We start from the raw sequence: 14,234 nt of genomic DNA on the forward strand, positions 1-14,234 counted from the left end.
TCGGCATTGGATCGCCGCGATGCGGTCGATCTGGCGGCTGCTTCCATCATGGTCGGGCTGACCTTTTCCTGGGGGCTGAACTACGTCGCCGCCAAGATCTCCTATGCAGGCTTCGATCCGGTTTTCGTCTCGATCGCACGTTCGATCATTGGCGGGCTCTGTGTGCTCGGCTGGTGCTGGCTGCGCGGCATCAGGTTGTTTAAGGCCGACGGGTCGCTTGTCGCCGGCATCATTGTCGGCGTGCTGTTCGGCGTCGAGTTCCTGTGCCTCTATATCGGGCTGGAATACACGACCGTTGCTCGCAACACACTGCTGGTCAACACCATGCCGTTCTGGGTCCTGATCGGCGGCCATTTCCTGCTCGGTGAGCGTATCAACGCGCGCAAGCTTGGCGGGCTCGTTCTCGCCTTCTGCGGCCTGGTGGCGGTGTTTTCCGACGGGATTGCCGGCGGCACCGAGATGACCTTGATGGGCGATCTGCTCAGCCTCGGCTCCGGTATCCTGTGGGCGGCGACCAGCATCGTCATCAAGCGTTCGAAACTGGTCGAGACCAGTGCCGAGAAATTGCTGCTTTATCAGTTGGCCGGTGCGGCCATTGTCGGTGTCCTGGTGATGCCTTTCGCTGGCCCGCCGATCCGCGCGGTCAGTGCCTTGCCGGCATTGGCGCTGCTGTTCCAGTCGCTCTATATAGTTGCCTTCACCTATGTGCTGTGGTTCTGGCTGCTCAGGCGCTATCCGGCATCGGCCCTGTCGAGCTTCGCTTTCCTGTCGCCGGTGTTCGGCGTCCTCTGCGGCGCTATCATTCTGGGCGAGGCGCCGACGACCAGGATCTTTGTGGCGCTTGGGCTGATCGCTGTCGGCCTGATCATCGTCAACCGGCCGGCGCGCAAGCAGGTACCTGGATAGAAAGTTCGACCATGCGTGACATCCTCAACGACCTCGAAGCGGGAAAGCATCTGTCCGATCCGGATCCGGTCCGCCGCGCGCAGATCCAGATGAAGACGCACCTGCCGAAGCGCTTCTACAAGGACGTGTCGGTCGTAGCTGTGGAGGACGGTTTTGCCGTCCACCTCGATGGCAAGCCGGTGCGCACGCCGGGCAAGGCGCTGCTGGCGCTGCCGACCGAAAACGCCGCCGCCCTGGTCGCCAATGAGTTCGCTGCACAGGGCGAGACCATCGACCCGGTCACGATGCCGGTGCTGCGTCTGGTCAACACCGCCATCGACGGCGTCGCCAGCGACCCGCAGGCGGTGCTGGAGGACGTCTTGCGCTTCGCCTCGTCCGATCTGACCTGCTACCGCGCCGACGCGCCGCAGGGGCTGGTCGAGCGGCAGAACCAGCATTGGGATCCGGTGATCGACTGGGCGAGGGCGACATTAGGGGCTCGGTTCAACCTCGCCGAGGGCATCATCCATGTCGAGCAGCCGCGCGAAAGCCTCGCCGTCCTCGGCGCCCATCTTGCCCAGCGTGCCGAGCCGCTGCGGCTGGCTGCAATCCATGTCATGAGTTCGCTGACCGGGTCGGCGCTGCTGGCGCTGGCGGTCGATTACGGCGCGCTCGATGGCGACGCGGCTTGGGCCGCCGGCCATGTCGACGAGGACTGGCAAATCGAGCATTGGGGCCAGGATGCCGAGGCTGTGGCACGCCGCTCGGCCCGCAAGCGCGACATGATGGCGGCCATCGGCCTGCTCGATGCGCTGAAGACCTGATCCTCGGCCTTTTGCCGCACTGCACCTAATACCAAAGTCATAAATCCAAGGTCTGTCTGCCTCCGGCGGTCGCTTTCTGTCATTTTTTACGCCGATGTCGGGTTCGAGTCGCGTTCGGAGGGAACGCCGACGATGACGCCCAGCGTCGAAGGCAGACGATTCACGGGAGGACAGTTCAATGGCATTGGCATCGACCGCCGGCGGAAGCAGCCGCGGCATGACGCGGGAGGAGAAGAAAGTCATCTTCGCTTCCTCGCTCGGCACGGTTTTCGAATGGTATGATTTCTATCTCTACGGCGCATTGGCGGCCGCAATCGGCACCACATTCTTCGCCTCTTATCCGGAGGGGACGCGCAACATCTTCACGCTGCTGGTTTTCGCTGCCGGCTTCCTCGTGCGGCCGTTCGGCGCGCTGGTGTTCGGCCGTATCGGCGATCTCGTCGGCCGCAAATACACATTCCTCGTCACCATCACGATCATGGGCCTGTCGACCTTCCTGGTCGGCCTGCTTCCCGGTTCGGCGAGCTGGGGCATCGCGGCGCCCATCATCCTGGTTGGGCTGCGCATGCTGCAGGGCCTGGCGCTCGGCGGTGAGTATGGCGGTGCCGCGACCTATGTCGCCGAACATGCACCCGACGATCGCCGTGGCTTCTATACGTCGTGGATTCAGACGACAGCGACGCTTGGCCTGTTCCTGTCGCTGATCATCATCCTGGCCGTGCAGAATTCGTTGAGCAAGGAGGATTTCGCGGCCTGGGGCTGGCGCATTCCATTCCTACTCTCGGCCATCCTGCTCGCAATATCGGTCTGGATTCGCCTGACGCTTTCGGAATCGCCGGCCTTCGTCCGTATGAAGGAAGAGGGCAAGGGCTCCAAGGCGCCTTTGTCGGAAGCCTTCGGCCAATGGAAGAATGCAAAAATTGCGCTGCTGGCGCTTTTCGGCCTCACCGCCGGCCAGGCCGTGGTCTGGTACAACGGCCAGTTCTACGCACTGTTCTTCCTCACCAATGTGCTCAAGGTGGACGCGCAGTCGGTCAACATCATGGTCGCCATCGCACTGGCGGTAGGCGCGATCTTCTTCGTCGTGTTCGGTTGGCTTTCCGACAAGATCGGCCGCAAGCCGATTATCATGGCCGGTCTTGCGCTGGCGATCGTCACCACTTTCCCGTTGTTTAAGGCGCTGACCTGGGCGGCTAATCCAGCTCTGGCAACGGCACAACAGACAACGCGTGCGACTGTGACCGCCGCGCCTCGCGACTGCAAATTCCAGTTCAACCCCACGGGCACTTTCAAATACACGACGTCATGCGATATCGCGACCGCCTTTCTCAGCAAGAACTCGGTGCCTTATGACGTCGTGACGACGGCAGCGGCTGGAACGCCTGCTACAGTCAAGATCGGCAACGAGACAGCTGAATCCTATGACGCGGTTGCGGCTGGCGATCAATTGAAGGCCAAAGAGGCAGCCTTCGGCAAGGCAATCAATATTGCCTTGCAGGATGGTGGTTATCCGCTGAAGCGCGCTGCCGCCAAGGTTGCCGACCAGAAGCTCGACGCCTTTGTCGCGGCCAACCCCGAACTGAAGCTCGACGCGGCAGCCATCCGCGCAGGCGAAAAGACCGCAGTCCCGACCGAGCAGGCGATCAAGGACAAGGTGCTGACCAAGGATGAGGCAGCCGGCGCCACCGAGGTGACCGTCTACAGCATTCCGGCAGCGGGTGCGTTTGCGATGTTTGCCGACCCGGCACAGGTCAACTGGGCCAAGGTCATCGGCATCCTGTTCATCCTGGTCCTCTACGTGACCATGGTCTACGGGCCGATCGCGGCGATCCTGGTTGAGATGTTCCCGACCCGCATCCGCTACACCGGCATGTCGCTGCCCTACCACATCGGCAATGGCTGGTTCGGCGGCTTCCTCCCGGCGATCGTGTTCGCGCTCAGTGCCTACAAGGGCGATATCTACTACGGGCTCTGGTATCCGGTGGTGATCGCGGCAATGTCGCTGATCATCGGCATGATCTTCGTCAGGGATACGCTCGGCACCGACCTGCATACCAAGCAGTAGCCGACAGCTCTGCCTCATACAAAAAACCCGGCGCGAGCGATCGCGCCGGGTTTTTCATTTGTGGGCCTGTTCGATCTATCAGCGCGGAAGATGCCTAGCTCTTGCGAGGCTGTTCGGCGTCCGCAATGGCGGCCTCATGATACCAAGCCTCGCCATGGTCAAGCGGCTGATCGCGCAGCGAAGCAAGCTCTGCCGCAAACTTGGCCTTTACGCCTAAATTTGAGGCAGTTACACGCGATGCCGCCGGGAACATCAGGATTTTGGCCGACGGACGGGCTGAGGTGATTTCCATGGTCGGTCTCCTTTCTTCTGGAGAGGCTCTTCGATTCATCTTTCCATCAAGGTAAGTCCTGCAATCCATTTAGGCAAGATGCCTAAAGAAAGATCGGCATTTGCCTGTTATTTAAGCAAATTCTGCCTTTGATCGATCCGGGCGCATTGCTTAGGCGGCTTGCCTTCGTCACCGGCATGAAAGGGCATTTTTGCCGCACCCTGACCAACTGAAGTGGCACACGATTTGCATTTATTGGCTTGGCAGCTGGGCTGCTGGATGGCTCGGCGCGCCGGCGTCATCCAGGTTCGGTGATCAAGCAACGAGAGGCTCTAGAATGACGAAATACAAGCTCGAGTATATCTGGCTCGATGGTTACACGCCGGTCCCCAATCTTCGCGGCAAGACCCAGGTCAAGGAGTTCGCCGAGTTCCCGACGCTCGAGCAGCTGCCGCTGTGGGGCTTTGACGGTTCCTCGACGCAGCAGGCCGAAGGCCATAGCTCCGATTGCGTGCTGAAGCCGGTTGCCGTGTTCCCCGATCCGGCCCGCACCAATGGCGTGCTGGTGATGTGCGAAGTGATGATGCCAGATGGCGTGACGCCGCATGTGTCCAACAAGCGCGCCACCATCCTCGACGACGAGGGCGCCTGGTTCGGCTTCGAGCAGGAGTATTTCTTCTACAAGGACGGCCGTCCGCTCGGCTTCCCCGAGAGCGGCTATCCGGCGCCGCAGGGCCCGTACTACACCGGCGTCGGCTATTCGAATGTCGGCCCGATCGCGCGCCAGATCGTCGAGGAGCATCTCGACCTCTGCCTCGCAGCAGGCATCAACCATGAAGGCATCAACGCCGAAGTGGCCAAGGGCCAGTGGGAATTCCAGATTTTCGGCAAAGGCTCCAAGAAGGCCGCCGACCAGATGTGGATGGCCCGCTATCTCTTGCAGCGCCTGACCGAAAAATACGAGATCGACATCGAGTATCACTGCAAGCCGCTCGGCGACACCGACTGGAACGGCTCGGGCATGCACGCCAACTTCTCGACCGCCTATATGCGCGAAGTCGGCGGCAAGGCCTATTTCGAAGCGCTGATGGCTCAATTCGACAAGAACCTGATGGACCACATCGCCGTCTACGGCCCGGACAACGACAAGCGCCTGACAGGCAAGCATGAGACCGCTCCGTGGAACCGCTTCAGCTACGGCATCGCCGACCGCGGCGCTTCGATCCGCGTGCCGCATTCCTTCGTCAACAATGACTACAAGGGTTACCTGGAAGACCGCCGCCCGAACTCGCAGGGCGACCCCTACCAGATCGCTTCGCAGATCCTGAAGACCATCGCGGAGGTTTCGACCAGCGCCCAGGTTTCGGCGGCCGCCTAAGCATCTATAGCGGCGCAGGCTTCGTAAGCCTGCGCCGTAGCCTGCTGCTACCACGTCTACGGTCTGCTATTGGTCAAACAAAAACCCCGGCGTCTGAACTGACGCCGGGGTTTTTCCTTGTCGCTGAGGCTTATCGTTCAGACCGAATAGTACATGTCGTATTCGACCGGATGCGGGGTCATTTCGAAGCGCATCACTTCGGCCATCTTGAGCTCGATGTAAGAGTCGATCTGGTCGTCGTCGAAGACGCCGCCGGCCTTCAGGAAGCCGCGGTCCTTGTCCAAGCTTTGCAGCGCTTCGCGCAGCGAACCGCAGACGGTCGGAATCTTCTTCAGTTCCTTCGGCGGCAGATCGTAAAGATCCTTGTCCATCGGCTGTCCCGGGTGGATCTTGTTCTTGATGCCGTCGAGGCCGGCCATCAGCATGGCGGCGAAAGCGAGGTAGGGGTTCGCGCCTGGATCGGGGAAGCGGACCTCGACGCGCTTGGCTTTCGGCGACGAGCCGAACGGAATGCGGCAGGAGGCGGAACGGTTGCGCGCGGAGTAGGCGAGCAGCACCGGGGCTTCATAGCCAGGCACAAGGCGCTTGTAGGAGTTGGTCAGCGGGTTGGTGAAGGCGTTGATGGCCTTGGCGTGCTTGATAATGCCGCCGATGTAGAACAGGCACGACTCCGACAGGCCGGCATATTCATTGCCGGCGAAGGTCGGCTTGCCGTTCTTCCAGATCGACTGGTGGACGTGCATGCCCGAGCCGTTGTCGCCGAAAATCGGCTTCGGCATGAAGGTGGCCGTCTTGCCATAGGCGTTGGCGACCTGGTGCACGACATATTTGTAGATCAGCATCTTGTCGGCGTTGCGGACCAGCGTGTCGAACTTGATGCCGAGCTCGTGCTGGGCAGCGGCAACCTCGTGATGGTGTTTTTCGACGCGCACGCCCATTTCGGCGAGCACGGTCAGCATTTCGGAGCGCATGTCCTGCGCGCTGTCGATCGGCGGCACAGGGAAGTAGCCGCCCTTGACGCGCGGGCGGTGGCCGAGATTGCCGGTCTCGTAGTCGGTGTCGTCATTGGACGGAAGTTCGGTCGAGTCCAGCTTGAACCCGGTGTTGTAGGGATCGGCCTTGTACTTGACGTCGTCGAAGACGAAGAACTCGGCTTCGGGGCCGACATAGATGGTGTCGCCGATGCCTTCGGCCTTCATGTAGGCCTCGGCCTTCTTGGCAGTGCCGCGCGGATCGCGGTTGTAGGATTCGCCGGAGACCGGATCGAGAATGTCGCACAGGATGACCATGGTCGACTGGGCGAAGAACGGATCCATGTGGACGGTGTCCGCATCGGGCATCAGCACCATGTCGGACTCGTTGATCGCCTTCCAGCCGGCGATCGAGGAGCCGTCGAACATGACGCCGTCGGCGAACATGTCTTCCTCGACCTCGATGACATCCATCGTCACGTGCTGCAGCTTGCCCTTCGGATCGGTGAAGCGCAGGTCGACGAATTTCACGTCGTTGTCCTTGATCTGCTTCATGATGTCTTTGGCTGTCGTCATGTCGTTTCTTCCCTGTGTGATGACGTTTCGAGGAGACGTTAATCTGAAATCAGAAAGCTCAGACGGCGTCCATCCCCGTTTCGCCGGTGCGGATGCGAACGACCTCCTCGATGTTGGAGACGAAGATCTTGCCGTCGCCGATGCGGCCGGTCTGCGCCGCCTTGCGGATGGCTTCGATGGCGCCTTCGACGGCGTCGTCGCCCAGCACGACTTCGATCTTCACCTTGGGCAGGAAGTCGACGACATATTCGGCGCCGCGATAGAGTTCGGTATGGCCTTTCTGGCGGCCAAAGCCCTTGGCCTCGGTCACGGTAATGCCTTGCAGACCGGCCTCCTGAAGCGCTTCCTTCACTTCGTCTAGCTTGAACGGCTTGATGATCGCTTCGATCTTTTTCATGTAAAAAGTGGCCTCCACTGCCAAAAAAACGGGTTGTGCGCCCCGCTTGCGCCTCCATCAAGCACGAACTGTGCCAATTTCAGCCCACGCGAAGCGGTTTCGCGCAATTCCAATGCCGCGCCGCGCCGGGATGCACATTCGCGTCATCCTCTGCTTCGGCTGCGGCAAAGCTGCCCGAAGCCTACACATTGCCGCTTCGGGCGTCTGCACGATAATTAGGCAGATTGCGCATTTTGCAGGCCCGCGCGGATCCGTGGCACCAGTCTGCGAAAGGATTGGCCGCACGCCAACGCAGCACCTGGCCGTTTGCTTCGAATCCGAAACTGGACAATGCTCGATAGGGACAAAGGGTCGGCCTTGAACGAAATGCGGGATCGGCAATCCATGAGCAATGAAGTCCTGTCGCCGGCCGAGATGGGCGAGGTCGACCGGCTGGCGATCGCGGCCGGTCCGCTCGACGGCTATGGCCTGATGCAGCGCGCCGGCGAAGCGGTCGCTGCTGTGGTCCTGGCACGCTATCCCGCAGCAAGCCGCGTGCACGTGCTGTGCGGCCCCGGCAATAATGGTGGCGACGGCTATGTTGTAGCGCGGTTGCTGGCCGAGGCTGGTGTGAATGTGACGCTCTGGGCCGAAGGCAAGCAGAAGCCCGGGAGTGATGCGGCGCGAGCTTCCGAGGCCTGCAATCTGCCGGTCGAGCACATCGGACACTGCTACCCGGAACCGGGTGAAGTCGTCGTGGACGCGCTCTATGGTGCGGGATTGTCGAAGAAGATATCCCTGCATGCCTCTGCCGTCTCAGGATTGGCCGCGGCGGAGCGCGTGCCTGTGGTGTCAATCGATCTGCCTTCTGGTGTGTCGGGCGAGACCGGCTTGAGCAACGCTTATTTCAAGGCCGACGTGACGGTGACGTTCGTGCGGAAAAAGCCCGGCCATCTGCTGATGCCGGGGCGCAGCCTCTGCGGCGAGATCATCGTCGCCGATATCGGCATTCCGGATGCGATCGTCGATGAGTTCAAGATCAAGACGTTCGAGAACACGCCTGACTTCTGGCTATACTGTTTTCCGAAAACGGCGGTCGATACACATAAGTATAAGCGCGGCCACGTCAGCGTCTTTTCCGGCGGGCCGAGCGCGACAGGTGCGGCGCGGCTGTCGGCGATGGCTGCAGCCAGAGCCGGGGCAGGGGCGGTGACCGTGCTCTCGCCTGAAAATGCCATGCAGGTAAACGCCGCGCATCTGACATCGATCATGCTGCGCGAGGCCGGTTCGATGGAGGAAGTGCAGGAATTTTTGTCGGCGAGGCACCCCGAAGTACTTGTGTTCGGACCAGGGCTCGGGCCGAAACCCAAAGTGGGGGATTTCGCGTTGCAATTGATCGCGACGGTCGCTGACCTAAACCGCACGTCGACGAGTTCATTCGGAATTCAGCGCCCTGCCATTGTCTTGGATGCTGACGCCATCACGTCATTGGCGCATCAGCCTCAGGCCCTGTTCGACGCCGCGCTGCTCCCGTTGGCGCCGGTATTGGTGCTGACGCCGCATGAAGGCGAATTCGCCAGACTTTTTCCCGACATCGCGAAGGACAAGAAGCAGTCGAAACTCGCCAAGGCGCGCGCAGCCGCTGAACGAGCCAACGCCATCATGGTCTACAAGGGCGCCGACACCGTCATCGCGGCGCCGGACGGCCGCGCGGTGATCAACGCCAATGGTGCACCATGGCTCGCCACCGCCGGTTCCGGCGACGTGCTGGCGGGCATTGTCGCCGCGCTGCTGGCGCAGGGCATGCAGGCATTCGAGGCCGCCTGCGCAGCGGTCTGGATCCATGCCGAGGCCGGCAGCCGCTTCGGACCGGGTCTGATCGCCGAGGATCTGCCGCTGGCGCTGGTGCCGGTGCTGCGTGAACTTGTCGAGGCACGGCAGAAGGTGCCGATCGGATGAAGCGTTTCGCGCTCGCCATTGCAGCCATCATCGCGCTGTTCGCCTCGCATGGCGTGCGCGCTGAGCAGCCGGTGACCATCGTCGACGATCCGGCGGTGCTCGCCGCCCTCGATGCCAAGGGGTTTGGCTTCGCCGGCATTTTCGCCGTCGACGGCGCGGACGATCTGAAGACGCTCTACAGTGAGGTGCCGGCCTATCGTGCTGTTGTCGACATGGTGGCGACCGATATTGCCACGCTGCGGGCCGAGATAAAGGCCGGCGGGCGCACGCTCTACGAGGTGACCGACGGCAATGTCGGCCGCATCATGGATATGCGCTGGCTGAAGACCGAGGCCGCGCGCTTCCGCCTGGTCGGCGTCGTCAACCGGCTGGACCGGCGTGACTTCACCGCGCTGCAAGGTGACAAGAGCTGTGGCGAGGTGCGCTTTGTCTATCGCCTGGCCTACAGTTTCCGCAAGAACGGCAAGGTTCTGGCATCGCGGCTGCCATTCAATTTCAACGCCGTCTACAGCGTGGCGCCGGATGCCGATGGCGGCTGCGTCGGCGTTGCCGGGCGCTGGACACCGCAGATCGACGAAAACGTCGATGCCGGCTGGCTGGTCGGCGGGCCGCTGGCACCGGAGGAACTGACTTTCAAACAGCTCGAACTCAACGCGCAAGTGGTGCGCTTTCCCTCGGGCCAGGAGACCGAGTTCGGCGGGCAGGCGGCCTATCTGATGCGGATCTTCGGCATCGATGGCGCTGCCATCAGCGAGAAGCCGCTGGAGAATACGCCTGACGTTGCGCGGCTCTCGGACAATGCTGCACTCAAGAAAAGGCTCGCCGACTACGTCAGCGCCAATGTCGCGGCCGTCGATCTCGGCGTCTACGAAATCCCCGACGAATTCCTGGCGAAGAAAATCATCTCGTGGTCGACCTTCGGCAGCGCGAGACGGGCCAACCATCCGTTCACGCCGCTGTTCCAGCCAGCGGATTTCGCCGGCCTGGACTATGCGGCGCTGAAACTGGTGCGGACACCGGAGGCGCTGGTCGAGCGGCTGGACAATGGCGCCTGCCAGGGCTGCCACCAGGCAGGCTCGACGGCCGGCTTTCACTTCATCGGCCTCGACGACAAAACGACGTCGCCTCTCAACCGGATCGAGGTCGGCATCTCGCCGCATCTCCATGCCGAGATTCCGCGACGTGAGGCCTGGCTGCGCGCGACGGAAGAAGGCAAGGAGCCGAACCGCTACCGGCCGCTGTCCTTCGCGCCGCCGGCGACATGGACCGATGCCGGCGATGTCGGCTACGCCCCGGCCGAGATCGCGATGCCGTGCCTGATGCCGGATGATGCAAAACGCTTCGGCGCGACTTGGCAATGCGGTGGCGGCACCGTCTGCACGCCGCTGGCGACGGCCTCAGGCGTGCGCACCACGCTGGCGCAATGTCTGTTGCCCAAGGACAGTCCAAAGATGTTTTCGGGCCATCCCTGCCTGACCGGGTCGATCTCCAGCAACCCGTCTCAGCCGTTCAACGACCGCTACAAGATCACCGGCCAGTTCGCCGCTTTTGCGCCGACCCTTTCGCGGACCGCCTACACCTGCCGGCCACCGAAAATCGGCGTACCGGCAGGCATCGCTTATCGCGCCTGCGACGACAAGGACCGCAGCTTCGCCGCCTTCAAGACGGGCAAGCCGATGCCATCGGAAATTTGCGGCATGGTCGGCGGCAAGAAATTCGACACCTGCGTCGCCACCAACAATTTCGACCAGTGCCTCGGCGGCGCGGTCAACCGCGGCAACCGTCCCGCATGTTCGGCCGATCATTTCTGCCGCGAGGATTATATGTGCCAGTCGCTGCCGCCGGACACGCCGGGCGCCGACAAGGTAAAAGGCATCGGCTACTGCTCGCCGACCTATTTCATCTTCCAGATGCGCATCGACAACCACGCAACGCCTTGGGCGACCGCGACCAGCGCCCCCAGGGATGCGGGGTTCGGCGCGGCGGAAGAGGAGTGAGCCTGCGAGTTGGGCGACCACCAGTTCAGCGCTGGAGATAGTCTTCCATCCGCGCAGTCCATTTGGTGTCGAATTCCGCAATATGCCGCTGTGCTACGCTCGAGTTCAGCAGCGTCGAGAGCGCGGTCACGGCGATCGGGTCCAGGTCGGGCGGCTCCGTGTAGCCAAGCGCCGCCAGCCGTTGAGCCCATGATGGATGGGTAGACTTTGCGTCATCCGGGCTTGCCCACGCCTTGCGGGCGCAAACATTGAGGCAAATGGGTTCTCGCAGCTGGCCGGCAGCTTCCAGCACGCGCTCGAGCGGCGCTCGCGGCGGACGCAAAGCACCTCGCAATTCATGCTGCAAAGGGTCATAGACCGTCTCCGTGAAATGCACGTCTGCCGTGGCAAGAAGCAACAGCGCGCGTGCGGCGTGCTCGGCGTCGCCGGAGGATGCCGCGTGTCGATCTGCCTTGATCTCCGCTTCGCGCGAAAGCCGGATTTCTTCCCGCTCGAACGATTGCGCCAGCCAGCCGATAGCGGCGTGGAGCAGGCTGCCTGTGATCGTGGTTCCGGGCGGGGCATACTCGAAGACAAATCCGAAACCGTTTTCGAACTCAGCGAGATTGAGGCTGCCATTGGTATCCTTGTTGCGCACATGCGCGTCCTCATGGGCAAGGATCGCGGCAAGCGCTCTTTCATCGGTCACTGCGAGGAGAGGGATGCCAATGGTTAGAAACAGCCGATTGCCGAGAAGGCCGAGAAGCGTGCGCTCTTCGCGCACGCTGGCGTTCAGGTTGCCCTCTAGTATGACAACCGTGCGCGCAGCACGGCGCGGTCCGGCGACGCTCCGCCACAGCGCCCACAGGCCGGGCGCTTCTGCTTCACTGACGCCTTTGATCTTGCTGCGTCGGAAGCCCGCAAACAATGTGCCGAACAGAAATGCCAAGGCCGTGGTGGCGATCGGCATGACGACGAAGCCGCTGGCGATAAACCAGATTGGTTGGTTGTCGAGCAGGGACATCCAGACGCAGAAGACGATGAGAGCGGGAACAACGAAAAACAGGACCGTGAACCTGCCAAACCGCCGACCGGCGCTGATGATCAGTCGCGACATTGGATGTTACAACGGGATGTTGTCGTGCTTCTTCCAAGGGTTCTGCATGTCCTTGTTGCGCAGCATGCGCAGTGCCCGGGCAATGCGGCGGCGGGTCGAATGCGGCATGATCACCTCGTCGACATAGCCGCGTTCGGCGGCGACGAAGGGCGACAGGAAACGGTCCTCGTAAGCCTTTGTGTGAGCTGCGATCTTTTCGGCGTCGCCAATATCCTTGCGGTAGATGATCTCGACCGCGCCTCTCGCCCCCATCACCGCGATCTGCGCCGTCGGCCAGGCATAGTTCATATCGCCGCGCAGGTGCTTTGAGGCCATCACGTCATAGGCGCCGCCATAGGCTTTGCGGGTGATGACCGTGATTTTCGGCACGGTCGCCTCGGCGTAGGCAAACAGGAGTTTCGCGCCATGCTTGATCAGGCCGCCATATTCCTGCGCGGTGCCGGGCAGGAAGCCGGGGACGTCGACGAAGGTGACGATGGGAATGGAAAAACAGTCGCAGAAGCGCACGAAGCGCGCCGCCTTGCGGCTTGCGTCGGAATCGAGCACGCCGGCCAGCACCATCGGCTGGTTGGCGACGAAGCCGACGGTGCGGCCTTCGACGCGGCCGAAACCGGTGACGATGTTCTTGGCAAAGTTCTGCTGGATCTCGAAGAAATCGCCTTCATCGGCAACTTTGAGGATCAGCTCCTTGATGTCGTAAGGCTTGTTGGCGTTGTCTGGGATCAGCCGGTCGAGCGACAGATCATGGTCGGTGACCGACTGGTAGCACTCGATCTCAGGAAGCTCCGACGTATTTGACGCGGGCAAAAGGTCTACCAGCCGGCGCATCTGCAACAGCGCCTCGACGTCATTGTCGTAGGCGCCGTCGGCAATCGACGATTTGGTCGTGTGGACGGACGCGCCGCCAAGGCTCTCGGCCGTCACCGTCTCGTTGGTGACCGTTTTGACCACATCCGGCCCGGTGACGAACATGTAAGAGGTGTCGCGCACCATGAAGATGAAGTCGGTCATCGCAGGCGAATAGACGTCGCCGCCGGCGCACGGGCCCATGATCACGGAAATCTGAGGAATGACGCCGGATGCGAGCACGTTGCGCTGAAAGATCTCGGCATAGCCGCCTAGCGCCGCCACGCCTTCCTGGATGCGGGCGCCGCCGGCGTCGTAGATGCCGATGATCGGCGCGCGGTTGCGCAGCGCCATCTCCTGCACCTTGATGACCTTTTCGGCGTGAGCCTCCGACAGCGAGCCGCCGAAGACGGTAAAATCCTTGGCGAAGAGATAGACCGGACGGCCGTTGACGGTGCCCCAGCCGGTGACGACACCATCGCCGGCGATCTTGGTTTTCTCCATGCCGAAGTCGGTCGAGCGATGCTCGACATACATGTCGAACTCCTCGAACGAGCCTTCGTCGAGAAAGACATCGATGCGCTCGCGCGCCGTCAGCTTGCCCTTCTTGTGCTGGGCGTCGATGCGGGCCTGGCCGCCGCCCATGCGGGCGATCTCGCGGCGGCGCTCAAGTTCCTTCAGCACGTCCTTCATCGCTCGGTCCCCAGAAATGGCAGCTGCCTTTGTGGTAATGATGCCTGCAGGCGTGTGCAAGCGCCGCTTTCGGCCTCGATTATTGCGCTGCAACATGTGGCCCCTTGCATTCCGGAGCGAACTCAGCCATATGCAGCCCATAGGCGCTTGGGCCGGAGATTCCGGCCTTCTCGACAAATGAGACTGGTTGCGTCTGTTTTCCCTCTTTCCGGTATATCGGCCTCTCTTTCCGATACATCACGAAGTGGCGAAAGAGCCCCGTGGCATGACGCCTGCGGGCACGACAGCGCAGCCGAG

The 14,234-nt window shown here is 61.9% G+C and carries 11 protein-coding genes; 6 read left to right on the forward strand and 5 right to left on the reverse strand.

Annotation, left to right across the window (positions count from 1 at the left end; genetic code table 11):
- Nucleotides 1-48: 48 nt before the first annotated feature.
- The 3 genes from NKJ78_RS16550 (at nucleotide 49) to NKJ78_RS16560 (ending at nucleotide 3,774) form a co-directional block, all read left to right on the forward strand.
- Nucleotides 49-906: a DMT family transporter gene (locus tag NKJ78_RS16550; protein ID WP_081726945.1), complete on the forward strand. Its 858-nt coding sequence runs from the start codon at nucleotides 49-51 to the stop codon at nucleotides 904-906.
- An 11-nt stretch (nucleotides 907-917) separates the two neighbouring features.
- On the forward strand, nucleotides 918-1,709 hold the full coding sequence (locus tag NKJ78_RS16555) for an ATP12 family chaperone protein (RefSeq protein WP_352459019.1): 792 nt from the start codon (nucleotides 918-920) through the stop codon (nucleotides 1,707-1,709).
- A 178-nt stretch (nucleotides 1,710-1,887) separates the two neighbouring features.
- Nucleotides 1,888-3,774 carry an MFS transporter gene (locus NKJ78_RS16560; protein ID WP_352459018.1) on the forward strand — a complete coding sequence of 629 codons (1,887 nt, stop codon included), beginning with the start codon at nucleotides 1,888-1,890 and terminating at the stop codon, nucleotides 3,772-3,774.
- A gap of 94 nt (nucleotides 3,775-3,868) precedes the next feature.
- Here NKJ78_RS16560 and NKJ78_RS16565 read toward each other — a convergent pair whose 3' ends face one another.
- Entirely contained in the window at nucleotides 3,869-4,066 is a 198-nt protein-coding gene (locus NKJ78_RS16565; protein WP_352459017.1) for a DUF2735 domain-containing protein, read from the reverse strand.
- 316 nt (nucleotides 4,067-4,382) lie between these two features.
- Here NKJ78_RS16565 and NKJ78_RS16570 point away from each other — a divergent pair, with 316 nt between their 5' ends.
- The gene (locus tag NKJ78_RS16570; RefSeq protein ID WP_023672774.1) at nucleotides 4,383-5,423 is read left to right on the forward strand and encodes a glutamine synthetase beta-grasp domain-containing protein; all 1,041 of its coding nucleotides are present in this window, start codon (nucleotides 4,383-4,385) and stop codon (nucleotides 5,421-5,423) included.
- A gap of 137 nt (nucleotides 5,424-5,560) precedes the next feature.
- Here the strand turns inward: NKJ78_RS16570 and glnA are convergent, their stop codons facing one another.
- Nucleotides 5,561-6,970 carry a type I glutamate--ammonia ligase gene (gene glnA, locus NKJ78_RS16575; RefSeq protein ID WP_023672775.1) on the reverse strand — a complete coding sequence of 470 codons (1,410 nt, stop codon included), beginning with the start codon at nucleotides 6,968-6,970 and terminating at the stop codon, nucleotides 5,561-5,563.
- Between the two features lie 58 nt (nucleotides 6,971-7,028).
- Nucleotides 7,029-7,367 carry a P-II family nitrogen regulator gene (locus NKJ78_RS16580; protein WP_006205430.1) on the reverse strand — a complete coding sequence of 113 codons (339 nt, stop codon included), beginning with the start codon at nucleotides 7,365-7,367 and terminating at the stop codon, nucleotides 7,029-7,031.
- 384 nt (nucleotides 7,368-7,751) lie between these two features.
- Here NKJ78_RS16580 and NKJ78_RS16585 point away from each other — a divergent pair, with 384 nt between their 5' ends.
- Both NKJ78_RS16585 and NKJ78_RS16590 read left to right on the forward strand, forming a co-directional pair.
- A complete protein-coding gene (locus NKJ78_RS16585; RefSeq protein WP_023743040.1) occupies nucleotides 7,752-9,305 on the forward strand; it encodes a bifunctional ADP-dependent NAD(P)H-hydrate dehydratase/NAD(P)H-hydrate epimerase in 1,554 nt (517 codons plus the stop codon).
- Nucleotides 9,302-11,302, forward strand: coding sequence for a hypothetical protein (locus NKJ78_RS16590; RefSeq protein WP_023714168.1), 2,001 nt, complete (start codon nucleotides 9,302-9,304; stop codon nucleotides 11,300-11,302). The genes NKJ78_RS16585 and NKJ78_RS16590 overlap by 4 nt, the downstream gene beginning before the upstream one ends.
- 25 nt (nucleotides 11,303-11,327) lie before the next feature.
- Here NKJ78_RS16590 and NKJ78_RS16595 read toward each other — a convergent pair whose 3' ends face one another.
- Entirely contained in the window at nucleotides 11,328-12,398 is a 1,071-nt protein-coding gene (locus tag NKJ78_RS16595; protein ID WP_023682586.1) for a M48 family metallopeptidase, read from the reverse strand.
- A gap of 6 nt (nucleotides 12,399-12,404) precedes the next feature.
- Nucleotides 12,405-13,937 (reverse strand): acyl-CoA carboxylase subunit beta, encoded by a 1,533-nt coding sequence (locus NKJ78_RS16600; protein WP_023682585.1) that lies wholly within the window; start codon nucleotides 13,935-13,937, stop codon nucleotides 12,405-12,407.
- Nucleotides 13,938-14,234: the final 297 nt, after the last annotated feature.

It is taken from the genome of Mesorhizobium sp. M0037 (genome assembly GCF_040323635.1).
Lineage (GTDB): Bacteria > Pseudomonadota > Alphaproteobacteria > Rhizobiales > Rhizobiaceae > Mesorhizobium.

Excerpts from the sequence above, each read along its gene's own strand:
- NKJ78_RS16565 (WP_352459017.1), bottom strand. The coding sequence starts at position 4,066 with ATGGAAATCACCTCAGCCCGTCCGTCGGCCAAAATCCTGATGTTCCCG.
- NKJ78_RS16595 (WP_023682586.1), bottom strand. The coding sequence starts at position 12,398 with ATGTCGCGACTGATCATCAGCGCCGGTCGGCGGTTTGGCAGGTTCACG.
- glnA (WP_023672775.1), bottom strand. The coding sequence starts at position 6,970 with ATGACGACAGCCAAAGACATCATGAAGCAGATCAAGGACAACGACGTG.
- NKJ78_RS16555 (WP_352459019.1), top strand. The coding sequence starts at position 918 with ATGCGTGACATCCTCAACGACCTCGAAGCGGGAAAGCATCTGTCCGAT.
- NKJ78_RS16550 (WP_081726945.1), top strand. The coding sequence starts at position 49 with ATGGTCGGGCTGACCTTTTCCTGGGGGCTGAACTACGTCGCCGCCAAG.
- NKJ78_RS16580 (WP_006205430.1), bottom strand. The coding sequence starts at position 7,367 with ATGAAAAAGATCGAAGCGATCATCAAGCCGTTCAAGCTAGACGAAGTG.
- NKJ78_RS16585 (WP_023743040.1), top strand. The coding sequence starts at position 7,752 with ATGAGCAATGAAGTCCTGTCGCCGGCCGAGATGGGCGAGGTCGACCGG.
- NKJ78_RS16570 (WP_023672774.1), top strand. The coding sequence starts at position 4,383 with ATGACGAAATACAAGCTCGAGTATATCTGGCTCGATGGTTACACGCCG.
- NKJ78_RS16590 (WP_023714168.1), top strand. The coding sequence starts at position 9,302 with ATGAAGCGTTTCGCGCTCGCCATTGCAGCCATCATCGCGCTGTTCGCC.
- NKJ78_RS16600 (WP_023682585.1), bottom strand. The coding sequence starts at position 13,937 with ATGAAGGACGTGCTGAAGGAACTTGAGCGCCGCCGCGAGATCGCCCGC.
- NKJ78_RS16560 (WP_352459018.1), top strand. The coding sequence starts at position 1,888 with ATGGCATTGGCATCGACCGCCGGCGGAAGCAGCCGCGGCATGACGCGG.